General features: G+C 72.6%; 13 protein-coding genes. 3 read left to right on the top strand and 10 right to left on the bottom strand.

The genetic code is table 11. The annotated features are described in order from the left end of the window. Positions 1 to 56: 56 nt before the first annotated feature. The 3 genes from UK12_RS08480 to UK12_RS08470 form a co-directional block, all read right to left on the bottom strand. Positions 57 to 1,688 (bottom strand): succinic semialdehyde dehydrogenase, encoded by a 1,632-nt coding sequence (locus UK12_RS08480; RefSeq protein ID WP_045301350.1) that lies wholly within the window; start codon positions 1,686 to 1,688, stop codon positions 57 to 59. 94 nt (positions 1,689 to 1,782) lie between these two features. Next, on the bottom strand, positions 1,783 to 3,435 hold the full coding sequence (locus tag UK12_RS08475) for a serine/threonine-protein kinase (protein WP_045301348.1): 1,653 nt from the start codon (positions 3,433 to 3,435) through the stop codon (positions 1,783 to 1,785). Positions 3,436 to 3,643: 208 nt separating this feature from the next. Further along, positions 3,644 to 4,762: a hypothetical protein gene (locus UK12_RS08470; protein WP_156178603.1), complete on the bottom strand. Its 1,119-nt coding sequence runs from the start codon at positions 4,760 to 4,762 to the stop codon at positions 3,644 to 3,646. Positions 4,763 to 4,871: 109 nt separating this feature from the next. On the opposite strand from UK12_RS08470, the gene UK12_RS08465 reads away from it, so the two are divergent. Next, on the top strand, positions 4,872 to 5,384 hold the full coding sequence (locus UK12_RS08465) for an SHOCT domain-containing protein (protein ID WP_045301346.1): 513 nt from the start codon (positions 4,872 to 4,874) through the stop codon (positions 5,382 to 5,384). Between the two features lie 78 nt (positions 5,385 to 5,462). Here UK12_RS08465 and UK12_RS08460 read toward each other — a convergent pair whose 3' ends face one another. Next, positions 5,463 to 7,376 carry a serine/threonine-protein kinase gene (locus UK12_RS08460; protein WP_045301344.1) on the bottom strand — a complete coding sequence of 638 codons (1,914 nt, stop codon included), beginning with the start codon at positions 7,374 to 7,376 and terminating at the stop codon, positions 5,463 to 5,465. Positions 7,377 to 7,670: 294 nt separating this feature from the next. Here UK12_RS08460 and UK12_RS08455 point away from each other — a divergent pair, with 294 nt between their 5' ends. After that, positions 7,671 to 8,132 carry a hypothetical protein gene (locus UK12_RS08455; protein ID WP_045301342.1) on the top strand — a complete coding sequence of 154 codons (462 nt, stop codon included), beginning with the start codon at positions 7,671 to 7,673 and terminating at the stop codon, positions 8,130 to 8,132. 121 nt (positions 8,133 to 8,253) lie between these two features. Here UK12_RS08455 and UK12_RS08450 read toward each other — a convergent pair whose 3' ends face one another. From UK12_RS08450 to UK12_RS08435, 4 genes are all read right to left on the bottom strand, one after another. After that, entirely contained in the window at positions 8,254 to 9,381 is a 1,128-nt protein-coding gene (locus tag UK12_RS08450) for a GuaB3 family IMP dehydrogenase-related protein (RefSeq protein ID WP_045301340.1), read from the bottom strand. 126 nt (positions 9,382 to 9,507) lie between these two features. After that, entirely contained in the window at positions 9,508 to 11,010 is a 1,503-nt protein-coding gene (gene guaB, locus UK12_RS08445; RefSeq protein WP_045301338.1) for an IMP dehydrogenase, read from the bottom strand. Positions 11,011 to 11,326: 316 nt separating this feature from the next. Then, the gene (gene shbA, locus UK12_RS08440) at positions 11,327 to 12,013 is read right to left on the bottom strand and encodes an RNA polymerase sigma factor ShbA (protein WP_082119429.1); all 687 of its coding nucleotides are present in this window, start codon (positions 12,011 to 12,013) and stop codon (positions 11,327 to 11,329) included. Positions 12,014 to 12,318: 305 nt separating this feature from the next. Further along, positions 12,319 to 12,930, bottom strand: coding sequence for a response regulator transcription factor (locus UK12_RS08435; RefSeq protein ID WP_014136228.1), 612 nt, complete (start codon positions 12,928 to 12,930; stop codon positions 12,319 to 12,321). Between the two features lie 525 nt (positions 12,931 to 13,455). On the opposite strand from UK12_RS08435, the gene UK12_RS08430 reads away from it, so the two are divergent. Further along, positions 13,456 to 13,782 carry a WhiB family transcriptional regulator gene (locus UK12_RS08430; protein ID WP_045301334.1) on the top strand — a complete coding sequence of 109 codons (327 nt, stop codon included), beginning with the start codon at positions 13,456 to 13,458 and terminating at the stop codon, positions 13,780 to 13,782. Between the two features lie 85 nt (positions 13,783 to 13,867). Here UK12_RS08430 and UK12_RS08425 read toward each other — a convergent pair whose 3' ends face one another. Continuing rightward, positions 13,868 to 14,869, bottom strand: a complete 1,002-nt coding sequence (locus tag UK12_RS08425; RefSeq protein ID WP_045301333.1) for a LysR family transcriptional regulator — start codon at positions 14,867 to 14,869, stop codon at positions 13,868 to 13,870. 208 nt (positions 14,870 to 15,077) lie between these two features. Next, positions 15,078 to 16,709: a chaperonin GroEL gene (gene groL, locus UK12_RS08420; RefSeq protein ID WP_045301331.1), complete on the bottom strand. Its 1,632-nt coding sequence runs from the start codon at positions 16,707 to 16,709 to the stop codon at positions 15,078 to 15,080. Positions 16,710 to 16,758 lie beyond the last annotated feature (49 nt).

The raw sequence follows: 16,758 nt of genomic DNA, 5'->3' as shown, positions 1-16,758 counted from the left end.
AAAAGGGAGTTGACCACCCAGGAGCCGACCGTCCCCGAGCCGACGGGCCCGGCCGGCTACTTGAGCCGGAACGCCTTCATCGCCTTGAGTCCGGTGGTGAAGAGCGCCGCGAAGCGCTCGTCGTCCAGGCCGAAGGCCGGCGCGAGCGGCATCAGCCGCTGGGTGGCTATGGTCTGCGCCTCGGTGTAGCGCAGGATGCCCTCGGCGCCGTGCCGGCGGCCGAGCCCGGAGTCGCCCATCCCGCCCATCGGCGAGGCGACCGAGCCGTACGCCGCCGCATACGCCTCGTTGACGTTGACCGTGCCGGTGCGCAGCCGGGCGGCGACGGCCCGGCCGCGGCGCGGGTCGGCGGTCCAGACGCTGGAGTTGAGGCCGTACGGGGTGGCGTTGGCGGCGGTGACGGCCTCCTCCTCGGTGTCGAAGCGGTAGATCGAGACGACCGGCCCGAAGGTCTCCTCGGCGCAGACCGCCATCTCGGGGGTGACGCCGTCCAGGATGGTCGGCTCGTAGAAGAGCGGGCCGAGGTCGGGCCGGGGCCGTCCGCCGGTGAGCACACTGGCCCCGGCCTTGGCGGCCTCCTCGACGTGCCGGGTGACGGTCTCCAGCTGCCGCTGCGAGACCAGCGAGCCCATGTCCGCCCCGTAGGCCAGGCCGCCGCCCAGGCGCAGCGCCGCGGTGCGGGCGACGAAGCGGTCCAGGAAGGCGTCGGCCACCGAGCGGTGCACGAAGAGGCGTTCGATGGAGATGCAGAGCTGGCCCGCGGAGGAGAAGCAGGCGCGGACGGCCCCCTCGGCGGCACGGTCGAGGTCGGCGTCGGCGAGCACCAGCATGGCGTTCTTGCCGCCGAGTTCCAGCGAGGCGCCGACCAGGCGGCCGGCGGCCTGCTGGGCGACCTGGCGGCCGGTCCGGGTGGAGCCGGTGAAGGAGACGTAGTCGGCGTGCTCGACCACGGCGGGGCCGATCACCGGACCGTCGCCGATCACGATCTGCCAGAGGTCGGCGGGCAGACCCGCCTCGACCAGCAGCTCGCGGGCCCACAGGGCGGTCAGCGCGGTCTGCGTGTCGGGCTTGTTGACCACGGCGTTGCCTGCCGCGAAGGCGGGCAGGGCGTCGCCGACGGAGAGCTCCAGCGGGTAGTTCCAGGGGGAGATCTGCCCGATCACACCCTTGGCCCGGCGGGACTCCACCGCGTGGGTGAGCACCGGGACGGCGCCGGAGCGGCGGCGGTCGCGCAGGTAGCCGGGGGCCTGGCGGCCGTAGTGCCGGGCGGCCATCGCGGCGGCCAGCACCTCCTCGAAGGCGTGCAGCCGGGCCTTGCCGGTCTCGGCCTGGATCAGGTCGAGCACCTCGTCCTGCCGCTTGAGCAGCAGGTCGTGGAAGCGCAGCAGCACGGCGGCGCGGCGGCGGACCGGCAGCGCGGCCCAGCTGCGCTGCGCGCGCCGGGCCAGCTGGTAGGCCACCTCGACGTCGGCCGGAGTGGACTCCGGCAGGGTGGCGAGCCGCTCGCCGGTGAGCGGTGCGGTGGTGTGCACCAGCTCGGGTTCACCGGTCGCGGTGACGCCCTGGACCAGCCGGGCGACCAGCGACGCCGGGATGGCCGAGGCGACCGTACGGGCGCCGCCGCCGGCCGCCGGATTGCGCAGCTCGCCCCGGACGGGGGCCTGACCGTCTGCCGTGATGTCCGTCATGGGCGCAGCCTAGGCGCTCGGCCGCCGGTGCGGTACCCGTCGGTAACACGCGATTTTCCCGTCCCGGCCGGTCGTTGCAGCGGGGCGAAGCCGGTCAGCGCAGCGGGGTGAAGTTGTTGAGCACCGTGGTGAACCGCCGCTGCGCGGTGATCCAGTCCTTGTCCGGGGCGGACACGTAGATGCCGTACGAGGTGCCGTTGTCGTCCCGGAACTCCACCTCCTTGGCGTGCCGCCGCGTGCCGTCCGTCGCGGTGAAGGTGAACTCCCAGGAGGCGGCCTCGTGACCGTTCACCTTGGTGTCGGCCAGGTTCTCGCGGTGGTAGTTGCCCAGCGTCTTGGTGATGCCCTCCTCCATCTGGAGGAAGTGCTCACGCGGGGTCAGCGGCTGTCCGACGGTGACCGCGAACTGCAGGAAGTGGATCCGGCCGTCCGGGCTGTAGAGGATCTGGCCGAGGTTGTCCGTCGAACGCACCCACGGCGGGCGCTCGTTGGGCACCGGGAAGCGGAAGCCCGCCGGATCGTCCACCCAGCTGTAGCCGCTCGGCGCCGGGCCGGGTGCGGTGGGCGCCTCGGAGATGGTCACGGCGGGGCCCGGGTCCTGCGCGGTCGGGTTGTGGTGCAGCAGCTTGGGCGCCGCGTACACGGCGCCGCCGGCCAGCACCGCGGCGACCACCAGGCCCACCGCGATCCGCAGGCCCTTGCGCCGCGCGGGCTTCGCCGCGGCGGGCGGCCCGGCCGGGGTGGCCGCCGCGGGCCCGGGTATCGGCTCGGCGGCGACGGTCGGCGCGGCGGGCTGCGCCTCCTCGGCGGCCGGTGCCTCCGCCTCCGGCCGGTCCACCACCGGGACGCTCTGGGTCGGCATCCGCTGCTCGACCTTCGGCGCCGGCTTGATGTCGATGGTGTGCCCGGCGGTCACCTCGGTCAGCATCCGCATGGCCTCGTCGGCGCCGGGACGCTCCTCCGGGTCCTTGGCCATCAGCGCGGCCAGCACGGGACCGAGCGCCCCGGCCCGGCGCGGCTCCGGCAGCGGGTCGCCGACCACCGCCGCCAGCGTGGTGATCGGCGAGGTGCGGCGGAACGGCGACTGGCCCTCCACGGCCGCGTACAGCGTCGCGCCGAGGCCCCACAGGTCGGAGGCCGGCCCCGGACGCTCGCCCTGGGCGCGCTCGGGGGCGAGGTAGTCGGGCGAGCCGACCAGGTCACCGGGCCGGGTCAGCTCGGCGGAGCCCTCGAAGGTGGCGATGCCGAAGTCCAGCAGCACCACCCGGCCGGTGTTGTGCTCCAGCAGCACGTTGGCGGGCTTCACGTCCCGGTGCAGCACGCCCAGCTGGTGGCCCCGGTGCAGGGCGGCGAGCACCTGGACGCCGACCTCGGCGGCCTCCCGGGGCAGCAGGGTGCCGTCCTGGCTGATCACGTCGGCCAGCGAACGGCCGTCGATCAGCTCCATCACGATCCACGGGCGGCCGTCCTGCTCCACCACGTCATGGATGGTGATCACGCCCGGGTGCTTGATCCGCGCGGCGGCCCTGGCCTCGCGCTTCATCCGGGACTGGAGAATCTCCAGCTCCTCCTCGGGGAGGTGGTTGACCGTCAGCTCCTTGACCGCGACCTCGCGGTCCAGCATCTCGTCCCGGGCCCGCCAGACCGTGCCCATGCCGCCCCGGCCGAGCCGGTCGCCCAGCGTGTAACGACCGACCAGCACTCGCTGCGCGTCTCTGGCCTGCGCCGACTGGTCCTGCACGCCCATGGCGACCGTTCCCCCTCATCAGCCCACCGTCACCCTGACGGAGGTGGTTCCGGTGCACCGTTGACTCACCGATAGGACAACTTCCATGCACAGGTTAGGCGCCCTGGAGCGCGCCCGGAATCTCGCCCCTCCCAGGTGACCTGGCTGTGACCTTGACCAAACGTCGCATTGTCCCAACTACTGGGCGGTACGCACGCGTACGAGCCGCTCAGCCCGCCAGCGACACCACCAGCGCGAGTGCCGCCACCAGCAGCACCAGCACGCCGCCCACCAGCAGCGGACCGAGCAGCGCGGGCGGCACGGTCGACCGCCGCCCGGCATGCCGCGCGTGCGGCTGTGCCGCGTCAGATCGTCTCCGCCGCAGCGCCGGACCGTCCGGGTGGCGCACCAGCGGCCCCAGCGGCCGACGGACCGGCAGATCCTGCGGGGCGCGCGCCCGCGGCCCGTACGGCTCCGGCGCCGCGCCGATCAGCGCGGCCAGCTCCCGCCGGACCTCCGCGATCCCCGGCCGGTCGGCAGGGTCGGGCCGCAGCAACCGCTCGACCAGCGGCGCCAGCGGCCCGCAGCCGTCCACCGGCCCCGGGCGCCCGGCCCGGATCGCGGCCAGCAGGGTCGGCAGGTCGTCCTCGGGGTACGGGGACCGGCCGGTGAGCAGCCGGTGCAGCAGGACGCCGAGCGCCCAGCAGTCCCCGGCGGGGCCGGTCTCCAGCGCCCAGCGCTCGGCCCCGGGGCCCAGCAGCAGCGATCTGGCGTCCAGGATGCGCCGGGCCTGGAGCGGGCTCGGCGGAGCGTCACCGGCGCCGCCCAGGGCCGCACACAGCTCCTCCTCGGCCACTCCGAGCAGCAGACCGCCGAGCAGCGCGGCGCCGTCCTCGCAGACGACCACGGTGTCCGGCGCTATGTTCCCGTGCGCCAGACCGGCCCGGTGCAGTGCCTGCAGCGCGCTCGCGAGGTCGGCGGCCAGCTCCGCGGCCCGGTACGGCGGGACCGGCCCCGACTCCAGCAGTTCGGCGAGCGACCGGCCCGGCGGACGCTCCTCGGCCACCCAGAGCAGTTCCTCCGCCGCGACGGCCTCGACCGGCCGCAGCAGTCTCGGATGCTCCGGCGCGCCCTCCACCGCCGCCGCCACCAGGCGGGCGATCCGCTCGCCGTACGCCGGGTCCGGCTCGGCCAACGGCTGCCCGGGTATCAGTACTTCCGGCAGGTCGAGCGCGTGCACCAGGACCTGGTCGCCGGTCCGCCGGTCCTCGGCGAGCATGCCGCGGCCCTGCGGACGCTCCGTCAACCGGTAACGTCCGGCCACCACTTGGCCAGGGGCCGCTCGCATGCGCCTTCCTCGGGGACGTGAGTCGGGTCTCGGATCTGGTCGGTTCTCGGATCTGCTCGGGCCGCTCGTCTCCCGCCAGGGTACGCGGCCCACTGAGTAGGCTCGGCCCATGGACTGGACCGATCTGATCGACGTGGCCTTCGACGTACTCGGCGGCGACAACGCCGACAGCAGGCAGTCGGCGCTGCGCGCCGTGCAGGCCACCGTGGTGGCGGGCGAGCAACCGGTCGCGGCCACGGCGGGCCGGCACCCGGACCACTTCCGCAAGGGTGCTCTGGTCCTGACCACCCACCGCCTGCTCTTCCTCAAGGACGGCAAGCCGCCGCTGCCGGTTGCGCTGGAGGCCGTCACGGACGCCTCGGTGACGAAGACCCGGCTGAACGGCGAGGTGCTCAAGGTCATCGCGCTGTCCGGCGCGCACCGCTTCGAGGACGTCGTCAAGGCCGGGATCTTCGCCGAGCAGATCCTGGCCGCTGCCGCCGCGGCCCGCCGCAGGACGGCCGCCCGGCCCGCCCCCGCCGCCGACCTGCTCGACCGGTTGGAGCGGCTGGCCGCCCTGCACACCTCCGGCGCACTCACCGACGAGGAGTTCAGCCGGGCCAGGCAGCGGCTGATCGGCTGAGCCGCCCGCGCCCGGACGCCACCGGCCGGTACGCCGGCCGTCGGCTCGCCAGGCGCCGGCCCGTCATGAACTCGGCCGTCAGGACGCGGGCTTGAAGGTGTCGAAGCCGACCTGCCTGGCCTGCGCGTTGGCGGACGAGTTCCAGTCGGCGTCCGGGATGGTCCAGTAGAGCGCGTAGCCGTAGTTGCCGGTGACGAAGCCCCGGTTCAGCGAGTGCAGCTTGGGGTTGCCGCTGTAGGTCCACTCCCAGTCGGCGGCGTTGGTCCACTGCTGGTAGGTGATCTGCTTGAGCTGGATGCGCTGGTAGTTGCGCATGGTGTTCGACTCGTCGGAGTCCTGCCAGTCCGCGAGGGCGCTCTTCCCCGGTGTGGTGGTCCAGTCCACCACCAGCTTCACGCCGTTGCCCTCGAACTTGCGGCTGGTGGAGTGGTAGTCCTCCCCCGCGTACTTCAGCCAGTCCGGGAGGACGATCGAGAAGCCCGAGGCGTCGTTGTACTGGTGGAACCCGGCCGGCACCGCCGGGTCGGCGGCGGGACTGCCGCCGGCCGTCGCGGGGGCGCTGCTCGCCGGCGGCCGGCTGCCTGCCGGGGCGGCAGTACCGGGGGTGGTGGCGGGCACCGGGGCGGCCGCCTTGGTGACCGTCGGCGAGGCGGACGCGGACGCGGCCGGGCTCACGGCGTCCGTGGAGCTCGCGCCCGCGGTGCTGCTGCCGCTGTTCCGCAGCAGCACGAACAGCACGGCCAGCACCAGCAGGACGACCACCAGCGCGGCCCCCGCGAGCACCGCCGGGCGCCGGACCAGGCCGGGCCTCCCGGGCCGCACGGCGGACGACGGCACCGCCGTGGTCTCGGGCTCGGCGCTCGGGACGGGGGGCACCGGCGCGGGCCTGGGTATCGGAGCCGCAGCAGGCTGTTCCGCCGCCCGGCTGCCGACCCGGACCGTCCCCAGCAGCCCGCTCACGCCGCGCCTGGGACTCTCGGTCGCGGCCGACCGGCCGGCCTCGGCGGCCCGGTCCACCTGCTCGGCCTTCCCCGGCTTCGCCGCCTTCACGGCCTTCTCAGCCTTCGCGGGGGCCTCGGTGGCCTTCTTCGGCCCGGCCGACGGCACGTCGACCGCGGGCGGCGGCACCGCCTGCTGGGTGGTGGACTCCGCCTTGCCGGTCGAGTCGGCGACGATCCGCTTGAGCATCGACCGGGTGGTGGAGGCGTCCAGCCGCCGGGCGGGGTCCTTCTCCAGCAGGCCGTCGATGACGGGCTGCAGCGGCCCGGCGTTCGCGGACCTGGGCAGGGTCTCGGTCATCACGGCGGTGAGGGTGGCCAGCGCCGACCCGCGGTCGTACGGGGGCTTGCCCTCGACCATCGCGTACAGCGTGCCGCCGAGCGACCAGAGGTCGGCGGGCGGTCCGGGCTTCTGCCCGCGCGCCCGCTCCGGCGAGATGTACGAGGGGGCGCCGACCAGCATGCCGGTGGAGGTGATCGAGACGTCGCCCTCGACGCTGGCGATGCCGAAGTCGGTGAGCACGACCCGGCCGTCCTCGCCGATCAGGACGTTCGACGGCTTGACGTCCCGGTGCAGGATGCCCTGGCTGTGCGCGGCGCCGAGCACGCCCAGCACGTCGAGTGCGATCTCGGCGGCCCGGCCGGGGCTCAGCGTGCCCTCCTCCTTGATGACCTCGGCCAGCGAGCGCGACTCGACCAGTTCCATCACGATCCACGGCCGCTCGTCCTCCTCGACCACGTCGAAGACGGTGACGGCGGCGGTGTGCCGGATCCGCGCGGTCGCCTTGGCCTCGCGCAGCGTACGGACGATCAGACGGTGCTTCTCGTCCTCGTCCACGCCGCCCTGCATCCGCAGTTCCTTGACGGCGACGATCCGGCCGAGCAGTTCGTCCTCGGCCCGCCACACGGTCCCCATCCCGCCCCGGCCGAGCACCTCGTTCAGCCGGTAACGACCGGCGAGGAGACGTCCGGTGGAACCGTGCGGCTGGGTCATTGGTGCCTCTTCCCCCATGTGCGGCGGCGTTCGGGATGACGGTGCGTCGGCAGGAGCCGCGGGCAGACCGACCGGGGCCATGGACTGCACCCGGCGGCGGGGCTCCGAACGCCAAGCCTCCATCATCCCCTGTCCCGGGGGCGCCTCACCACCCGCCCCGGGTCCGACCGTCGGGTTCCGGCCGGGACGACGATGGTCAGTGCCCGATCGGCCATCAGAAATGACTGTCTCCAGCCTCGTTGGCACTGCTAGCGTTCGCCGTCGTTCACAGAATCTCCCTGGGGGAATACCAGCATGAGCACACCGGCGCCCGGCACCGAACTCCCTTTTCCGGTCCCCGCACCCGCCGCCGCGCCCCGGAGCCCGGCCCTCGCCGTCGCCGCGGCGACCGGCGCCGCCGTGGCCGGCGCACTGGCGTACGGGTTCCTGATGAAGGCGCTCGACCGCGAGATCGGCTGGGTGGTCCTCGGCGTCGCGGCCGCGGTCGCCTTCGCCCTCGGGAAGCTGGGCGGGCGCAACCCCTCGCTGCCGGTGGCAGGCGCGGTGCTGTCGGTGTTCGGGCTGTTCCTGGGCCAGCTCTTCGGCATCGCGCTCTACGCCCACGAGCAGCTCGGCGCCTCCTTCCTCGACCTGTTCGGCTCGGAGCTCGACGCCACCTTCCGGATCTGGCAGGACACCCGCGGCGTGCTGGACCTGGTCTTCTACGGTCTCGCCGTCTTCGAGGGCTACACCTTCACCAGGCGCTTCGCAGCCTGACCGAGCCGAGCCGACCGGACAGGCCGGGCAAGCCGGGGCAGGCCCGGGCCGAAACGCGGCAGGGCCCCCGCCGAAGCGGGGGCCCTGCCGGATGCGTACGGTCCGTCAGCGACGGCAGCGCCTACCGGTGGTTGAGCGCCGGGTTGACGGTGACCTCGACCCGCTGGAACTCCTTGAGCTCCGAGTAGCCGGTGGTGGCCATCGCGCGGCGCAGCGCACCGAAGAGGTTCATCGTGCCGTCGGGGGTGTGCGACGGGCCGGTGAGGATCTCCTGGGTGGTGCCGACCGTGCCGAGGTCCACGCGCTTTCCGCGCGGCAGCTCGTCGTGGACGGCCTCCATGCCCCAGTGGAAGCCCTTGCCCGGCGCGTCGGTGCCACGGGCCAGCGCGGCGCCGATCATCACCGCGTCCGCGCCGCAGGCGACGGCCTTGGCGATGTCGCCGCTGTAGCCGACGCCGCCGTCCGCGATGACGTGCACGTAGCGGCCGCCGGACTCGTCCATGTAGTCGCGGCGGGCGGCGGCCACGTCGGCCACCGCGGTCGCCATCGGGACCTGGATGCCCAGCACGTTGCGGGTGGTGTGGGCGGCACCGCCGCCGAAGCCGACCAGCACACCGGCCGCGCCGGTCCGCATCAGGTGCAGCGCGGCGGTGTACGTGGCGCAGCCGCCGACGATCACCGGAACGTCCAGCTCGTAGATGAACTGCTTCAGGTTCAGCGGCTCGGCGGCGCCCGAGACGTGCTCGGCGGAGACCGTGGTGCCACGGATCACGAAGACGTCCACACCGGCGTCCACGACGGCCTTGGAGAACTCGGCGGTGCGCTGCGGCGAGAGCGCGGCGGCGGTCACCACACCGGACTCGCGCACCTCCTTGATCCGCTTGCCGATCAGGTCGGCCTGGATCGGCGCGGCGTAGATCTCCTGCAGACGGCGGGTCGCGGCGGCCTCGTCCGTGATCGCGGCGATCTCGTCCAGCAGCGGCTGCGGGTCCTCGTACCGGGTCCACAGACCTTCGAGGTTCAGCACGCCGAGGCCGCCGAGCTGGCCGATGGCGATGGCCTGCGCGGGCGAGACCACGCTGTCCATCGGGGCCGCCAGGAACGGCAGCTCGAAGCGGTAGGCGTCGATCTGCCAGGCGATCGAGACCTCCTTCGGGTCCCGGGTGCGACGGCTGGGGACGACGGCGATGTCGTCGAAGGAGTACGCCCGGCGGCCGCGCTTGCCTCGCCCGATCTCGATCTCAGTCACTTCGAGCCCTTCTGCTGCTTGCTTCACTCGCGCCGGGTCACCCCGACCGCCCCCAGTATCCCGCACCTGGGCGCACCGGTGCCCCGGAGCGCCCCGGTGGACGTTCCCGTCGGCGTCGGCGAACCGTCAGCGGCTGGTGTAGTTCGGCGCCTCGACGGTCATCTGGATGTCGTGCGGGTGGCTCTCCTTGAGGCCCGCCGAGGTGATCCGGACGAAGCGTCCCTTGGTCTGCATCTCCTCGATGGTGCCCGCGCCGACGTAGCCCATGGTCTGCCGCAGCCCGCCGACCAGCTGGTGCAGCACGGCGCCCAGCGGGCCCCGGTACGGGACCTGGCCCTCGATGCCCTCGGGCACCAGCTTGTCGTCCGAGGCCACCTCGGCCTGGAAGTAGCGGTCCTTGGAGTACGAGCGGCCCTGCCCGCGCGACTGCATGGCGCCCAGCGAGCCCATGCCGCGGTACGACTTGAACTGCTTGCCGTTGATGAACATCAGCTCGCCCGGCGACTCCTCGCAGCCGGCCAGCAGCGAGCCGAGCATCACGGTGTCGGCACCGGCGCACAGCGCCTTGCCGATGTCGCCGGAGTACTGCAGGCCGCCGTCGCCGATGACCGGCACGCCGGCCGCCTGGCAGGCCAGCGCGGCCTCGTAGATGGCGGTGACCTGCGGGACGCCGATGCCGGCGACCACGCGGGTGGTGCAGATCGAGCCGGGGCCGACGCCGACCTTGACGCCGTCCACGCCCGCGTCGATCAGCGCCTGGGCACCGTCCCGGGTGGCGACGTTGCCGCCGACCACGTCCACGCCCACGGCCGCCTTGATCTTGGCGATCCAGGCGAGCGCGTTGTGGCTGTGGCCGTGCGAGGTGTCCACGACCAGGAAGTCGACTCCGGCGCCGACCAGCGCCTGGGCGCGGTCGAAGGCCTCGGCGGAGGCGCCGACGGCGGCGCCGACCAGCAGCCGGCCCTCGGCGTCCTTGGCGGCGTTCGGGTACTGCTCGGCCTTGACGAAGTCCTTGACGGTGATCAGGCCCTTGATCCGGCCCTCGTCGTCGACCAGCGGCAGCTTCTCGATCTTGTGGCGGCGGAGCAGGCCGATGGCCTCCTCGCCGGAGATGCCGACCTTGCCGGTGATCAGCGGCATCGGGGTCATGATCTCGCGGACCTGGCGGCTGCGGTCCGACTCGAAGGCCATGTCACGGTTGGTGACGATGCCGAGCAGCCGGCCCTCCGGATCGGCGACCGGGACGCCGCTGATCCGGAAGCGGGCGCAGAGCGCGTCCGCCTCGGCCAGGGTGGCCTCCGGGCCGACCGTGATCGGGTCGGTGACCATGCCGGACTCGGAGCGCTTCACGAGGTCGACCTGGTTGACCTGGTCCTCGATGGACAGGTTGCGGTGCAGCACGCCGACGCCGCCCTGGCGGGCCATCGCGATGGCCATCCGGGACTCGGTGACCTTGTCCATGGCCGCCGAGAGCATCGGAATGTTCACCCGGACGTTGCGGGAGACCCGGGAGGACGTGTCGACCTCGTTCGGCAGCACCTCGGAGGCCCCGGGCAGCAGCAGGACGTCGTCGTACGTGAGCCCGAGCATGGCGAACTTCTCGGGTACGCCTGCAGCGTTATAAGACATGTGCGGGGTGACCTTCCTATGGGCCCCTCCTGGCCGAGGCCGGGCAAGGAGGGAGGGCCGTCGATCTGAATCGCACCCGGTCCGGGGTTTCCGGGCGCGTAGCTCTCAGCAGGGCGGAGACATCGGCCGTCGTACGGCCTCGGTCCGCCCGCGCACACCGGCTCAGGCTCAGGCCACCAGAACGCTCAACGCTTGGAGGAACCTCCAAGGGAACCTCGCGCACGCCTACGAAACTTTGGGCGACCTGACCAGGCGCCGATACCCCATGGTACTGGTGTCCGGGGTATTGGATCGCGCCCCCTTGACAACGCGGGCGCTACGAGGACTCTTCCGCCAGCGCCCGGAGCCGGCTCAGCGCCCGGTGCTGGGCCACCCGCACGGCACCCGGCGACATGCCGAGCACCTCGCCGGTCTCCTCCGCCGACAGCCCGGCGGCCACCCGCAGCAGCACGAGCTCACGCTGGCGCGCGGGCAGGTTGGAGAGCAGCTCCTTGGCCCAGGCGGCGTCGCTGCTGAGCAGTGCCCGCTCCTCCGGGCCGAGCGCCTCGTCGGGGAGCTCGGGCAGGTCGTCGGGCGGGATCACGGTGGAGCCGGGACCGCGCATCGCGGCCCGCTGCAGGTCGGCGATCTTGTGTGCGGCGATCCCGTACACGAAGGCCTCGAACGGGCGGCCCTCGTCCTTGTAGCGTGGCAGCGCGCAGAGCACCGCGACGCAGACCTCCTGGGCCACGTCGTCCACATGGTGCCGGGCGCCCCCGGGCAGCCGGACCAGCCGGCCCCGGCAGTAGCGCAGCGCGAGCGGGTGGACATAGGCGAGCAGTGCGTCGATCGCGGGACCCTCACCGCGGACCGCGGCGGCGACCAGCCCGCCCAGCTGCGCCGAGCCGCCGGTGCCGAGCACCGGCCGACGGGACCCGTCGTCCTCCGCGTACGACTGATCGGCCTGATCGGTCGCGGGAGCACCGGGCGGGGGCTCTTCGGACCGGGCCTCGTCGTCGTACATCGGTCCATGGTGCCTGGTCGGACCGGAAAACGCGGCACCGCGTCCGGAGTTGTGCATCGGAACGTTATGCACCGCACCACCGTGCGTCGCCACCGTCCGCATCGCGCCGCCTCCCGCCCCGCCCTCCGCAGCCGCCACCGGCCCGAAGGTGCCCTGATCCGTCCCGCTCGCCGAGCCTCCTGCGGCCGCACTCTTCGCCGCAGTCCCTGTCCGCCGGTCCCCGAGGTGCTCCACTACTCCATGGTGCAGCCTCGGGACCTCAACGTCATACGTCTGAGCGATCGAAACGGCCGGGCGGCCCTCTCTCAGCGGACCAGACCCCAGCGGAAACCGAGGGCCACCGCGTGTGCACGGTCCGAGGCGCCCAGCTTCTTGAACAGGCGCCTGGCATGGGTTTTGACGGTGTCCTCGGAGAGGAAGAGCTCCCGGCCGATCTCCGCGTTGCTGCGCCCGTGGCTCATGCCTTCGAGCACCTGGATCTCACGCGCCGTCAGCGTGGGAGCCGCGCCCATGTCGGGGCTGCGCAGCCGGCGCGGGGCGAGCCGCCAGGTCGGGTCGGCCAGCGCCTGGGTGACGGTGGCCCGCAGCTCGGCGCGCGAGGCGTCCTTGTGCAGGTAGCCGCGGGCACCGGCGGCGACCGCGAGGGCGACCCCGTCCAGGTCCTCGGCGACGGTGAGCATGATGATGCGCGCGCCCGGGTCCGCCGACAGCAGCCGCCGGACGGTCTCCACGCCACCGAGGCCGGGCATCCGGACGTCCATCAGAACGAGATCGGAGCGGTCGGCCACCCAGCGGCGCAGTACCTCCTCACCGTTCGTCGCAGTGGTCACCCGATCGACACCGGGCACTGTCGCCACCGCGCGGCGAAGCGCCTCCCGGGCGAGCGGGGAATCGTCGCAGACGAGTACGGATGTCATGACCGTCCTCCGCAGCTGATCCGCGTCACGTTGAGCCTCCTGGCTGGTTCGAACTCTCTCCGACACGGCCGATTGGCGACGGACTTCGTTGGGATCGTGGATCTTCCGCGACCGTTCCCGACGCCCAGCGCCCGCTAACCGCCTCCGCACAACCAACGACCGTCACTCGAATGAGTTACGGCCCTCAGGGCCATCTCCACCACTGTACGTGGCCGACCCATTACGGATCAGCCACCTCGCGGTGCACACGCCGCACTTTTGCGCGGTCCGCGCACCACGCGCGCACCATGAGGACCGCCCGCGCCCCCGGAGCCACCCGGTTGCCACAGCGATACCCGCCAAACACCATGCCCCTATTTGCCCGTTTTTATAGCTTCCGTACGGTCATTGACTGTTGTGTAACTCTGTGGGTGACTTGTCCCAGTGGCTGCCGTAAGTCATATTTCCAGGTGTCCATACCGGCCCCATCGCGACCTCGCCGAGCCGACGAGCCTCCAGGCGTCGAACCCTCGAAGGGAACAAGCCATGGCAGATTTCTCCCGCCTCCCCGGCCCCAACGCAGACCTCTGGGACTGGCAGCTCTCCGCCGCCTGCCGCGGCGTGGACAGTTCGCTCTTCTTCCACCCGGAGGGCGAGCGCGGGGCTGCGCGAAGCTCGCGCGAGGCAAGTGCCAAGGAGGTCTGCATGCGGTGCCCGGTGAGGGCCGAGTGCGCGGCGCATGCGCTGGCCGTCCGCGAGCCGTACGGCGTCTGGGGCGGGCTGACCGAGGACGAGCGCGAGGAACTGATGGGCCGTTCGCGCAACCGGCTGGCCGAGGTCCCACTCGGGCTGCCCACCGCAGCAGGTCACTGACGTTCCGATACCTCGTGGAGAAACGTTTCTTCACGAGGCTTTCGCGCGCCGTGGGAGCCACGGGCCGCCCGCAACGGGCCGCAGGTCAGCCGGTGACCGCAGAGCCCGAGAGCTGGTCCAGCATCAGCGAGACGGCCGGCACGTCGGCCAGGTCCGGCAGGGTCAGCGCCACCACCTGACGGACCGCCGGGTCGCCGCTCGCCGCTCGCACCGGCACCGCCGCGACGCCCGACTGGCGCACCGAACGCAGTGCGAGCCCCGGCAGCACCGCCACCCCGAGACCGGCCGCGACCAGGCCGACCACCGCCGGGTAGTCGTCGGTCGCGAAGTCGATCCGGGGCTCGAACCCGGCACCGGCGCAGAGCTCCACCAGATGCCCCCGGCACTGCGGACAGCCCGCGATCCACTGCTCGGCCGCCAGCTCGGCCAGGTCCACCGGGGTGCTCTCGTCCCGCCCGGCCAGCGGGTGCCCGGCCGGGAGCAGCCCGACCAGCGGATCGTCCAGCAGTGGCCGGACCACCAGGTCGGACCAGTCGTTGGCGGCCAGTGTGGCGGCGGCCTCCAGGGTCGCCTCGGCACGGGCCTCGCGCGGCATGCTGTGCGCATTGGCCGGGAAGAGCCCGCCCTGGGAGTCCGGGTAGCGGAAGGCCAGCGCGATCTCGCACTCACCCCCGCGCAGCATCGCCAGCGACTCCGGTGGCTCGGCCTCGACCAGGGAGACGCGCACCCCCGGATGGGCGCCCCGCAGCCGGGCGACCGCCGGCGGGACCAGCGTGGAGCTGGCCGTCGGGAAGGAGACCAGTCGCACCCGGCCGGCCCGCAGCCCGGCGATCGCGGCCACCTCCTCCTCGGCGGCGCAGAGCCCGGCGAGGATGCCGGTGGCGTGCTTGAGCAGCACCCGGCCCGCCTCGCTCAGCTGCATGCCCCGCCCCGAACGGACCACCAGCGGAGTGGCGACGGACTTCTCCAGGGCCTTCATCTGCTGGCTGACGGCGGGCTGGGTACAGCCGAGCTCGCGGGCTGCCGCAGAGAAGGAACCGGTCCGGGCGACAGCCCGCAGGACGCGCAGATGGCGGGCCTCGATCATGCCTCAGTTATAAGGCAGACTTTGGACATCGCAAAATTTCCCTGATGCGAAACGGTTCCGGGCACCGGTCCGGAGCGGAGACCGTACCGCACCGGGACGACCCACCGCGCCGACGGACGGGGCGCGACCGGCCCACCGGGAGAACGGCCGGAGGCCCGGCTCGCACCCCACAGGGTACGGGCCGGGCCTCCGGTCGCTGAAGCGAGCGTCAGTGCGAGTGGCCGTGGCCACCGTGCGAGTGACCCGCGGCGGCGTCCTCATCGACCTTCTTCTCCACCACGAGGGTCTCGGTGGTGAGCAGCAGGGAGGCGATCGACGCGGCGTTCTCCAGCGCGGAGCGGGTGACCTTGACCGGGTCGATGACGCCGGCCTTCACCAGGTCGCCGTACTCACCGGTGGCGGCGTTGTAGCCCTGGCCGGCCTCCAGCTCGGCGACCTTGGAGGTGATGACGTAACCCTCCAGGCCGGCGTTCTGGGCGATCCAGCGCAGCGGCTCGACCAGCGCGCGGCGGACGACGGCGACACCGGTCGCCTCGTCACCGGTCAGGCCCAGGCCGTCCTCCAGCACCTTGGCGGCGTGGACCAGGGAGGCGCCACCACCGGCGACGATGCCCTCCTCGACCGCGGCGCGGGTCGCCGAGATGGCGTCCTCCAGGCGGTGCTTGCGCTCCTTGAGCTCCACCTCGGTGGCGGCGCCGACCTTGATGACGCAGACGCCGCCGGCCAGCTTGGCCAGGCGCTCCTGCAGCTTCTCGCGGTCCCAGTCCGAGTCGGTGGCGGCGATCTCGGCCTTGATCTGGGCGACGCGGCCGGCCACGGCCTCGTGGTCGCCGGCACCGTCGACGACGGTGGTCTCGTCCTTGGTGATGGTCACGCGGCGGGCGGTGCCCAGCACGTCCAGGCCGGACTGGTCGAGCTTGAGGCCGACCTCCTCGGAGATGACGGTGGCACCGGTCAGGGTGGCCAGGTCGCCGAGGATGGCCTTGCGGCGGTCACCGAAGCCCGGGGCCTTGACGGCCACGGCGTTGAAGGTGCCACGGATCTTGTTCACCACGAGGGTGGAGAGCGCCTCGCCGTCCACGTCCTCGGCGATGATCAGCAGCGGCTTGGAGGTGCCGCCCTGCAGGATCTTCTCCAGCAGCGGGAGCAGCTCCTGGATGGAGGAGATCTTGCCCTGGTTGATCAGGATGTACGGGTCCTCGAGGACCGCCTCCTGACGCTCCGCGTCGGTGACGAAGTACGGCGAGAGGTAGCCCTTGTCGAACTGCATGCCCTCGGTGAAGTCCAGCTCCACGCCGAAGGTGTTCGACTCCTCGACGGTGATGACACCGTCCTTGCCGACCTTGTCGATCGCCTCGGCGATCAGCTCGCCGACCTGGGTGTCCTGCGCGGAGAGCGAGGCGACGGCGGCGACGTCGTCCTTGCCCTCGATCTCGCGGGCGCTGGCGAGCAGGTACTCCGAGACGGCGGCGACGGCCTTGTCGATGCCCTTCTTCAGGGCGGCCGGGCCGGCACCGGCGGCGACGTTGCGCAGACCCTCGTTGACCAGGGCCTGGGCGAGCACGGTGGCGGTGGTGGTGCCGTCACCCGCGACGTCGTTGGTCTTGGTGGCGACCTCCTTGACCAGCTGCGCGCCAAGGTTCTCGTACGGGTCGTCGAGCTCGACCTCGCGGGCGATGGTCACACCATCGTTGGTGATGGTGGGGGCGCCGAACTTCTTGTCGATGACGACGTTGCGGCCCTTGGGGCCGATGGTCACCTTGACGGTGTCGGCCAGCTTGTTGACACCGCGCTCCAGCGAGCGGCGGGCGTCCTCGTCGAACTGCAGGATCTTCGCCATGGTTCCGTTTCCTAGGGTTTCTGCGTACGTGAGCCAACAACCGCGCCCC

This window comes from Saccharothrix sp. ST-888, from assembly GCF_000955975.1.
In the GTDB taxonomy this organism is placed as follows: Bacteria; Actinomycetota; Actinomycetes; order Streptomycetales; family Streptomycetaceae; genus Kitasatospora.
This window is presented reverse-complemented; position numbering and strand designations above follow the sequence as displayed.

Coding starts and splice junctions, on each gene's coding strand:
- UK12_RS08480 (WP_045301350.1), bottom strand. CDS start 1,688: ATGACGGACATCACGGCAGACGGTCAGGCCCCCGTCCGGGGCGAGCTG.
- UK12_RS08475 (WP_045301348.1), bottom strand. CDS start 3,435: ATGGGCGTGCAGGACCAGTCGGCGCAGGCCAGAGACGCGCAGCGAGTG.
- UK12_RS08470 (WP_156178603.1), bottom strand. CDS start 4,762: ATGCGAGCGGCCCCTGGCCAAGTGGTGGCCGGACGTTACCGGTTGACG.
- UK12_RS08465 (WP_045301346.1), top strand. CDS start 4,872: ATGGACTGGACCGATCTGATCGACGTGGCCTTCGACGTACTCGGCGGC.
- UK12_RS08460 (WP_045301344.1), bottom strand. CDS start 7,376: ATGACCCAGCCGCACGGTTCCACCGGACGTCTCCTCGCCGGTCGTTAC.
- UK12_RS08455 (WP_045301342.1), top strand. CDS start 7,671: ATGAGCACACCGGCGCCCGGCACCGAACTCCCTTTTCCGGTCCCCGCA.
- guaB (WP_045301338.1), bottom strand. CDS start 11,010: ATGTCTTATAACGCTGCAGGCGTACCCGAGAAGTTCGCCATGCTCGGG.
- shbA (WP_082119429.1), bottom strand. CDS start 12,013: ATGTACGACGACGAGGCCCGGTCCGAAGAGCCCCCGCCCGGTGCTCCC.
- UK12_RS08435 (WP_014136228.1), bottom strand. CDS start 12,930: ATGACATCCGTACTCGTCTGCGACGATTCCCCGCTCGCCCGGGAGGCG.
- UK12_RS08430 (WP_045301334.1), top strand. CDS start 13,456: ATGGCAGATTTCTCCCGCCTCCCCGGCCCCAACGCAGACCTCTGGGAC.
- UK12_RS08425 (WP_045301333.1), bottom strand. CDS start 14,869: ATGATCGAGGCCCGCCATCTGCGCGTCCTGCGGGCTGTCGCCCGGACC.
- groL (WP_045301331.1), bottom strand. CDS start 16,709: ATGGCGAAGATCCTGCAGTTCGACGAGGACGCCCGCCGCTCGCTGGAG.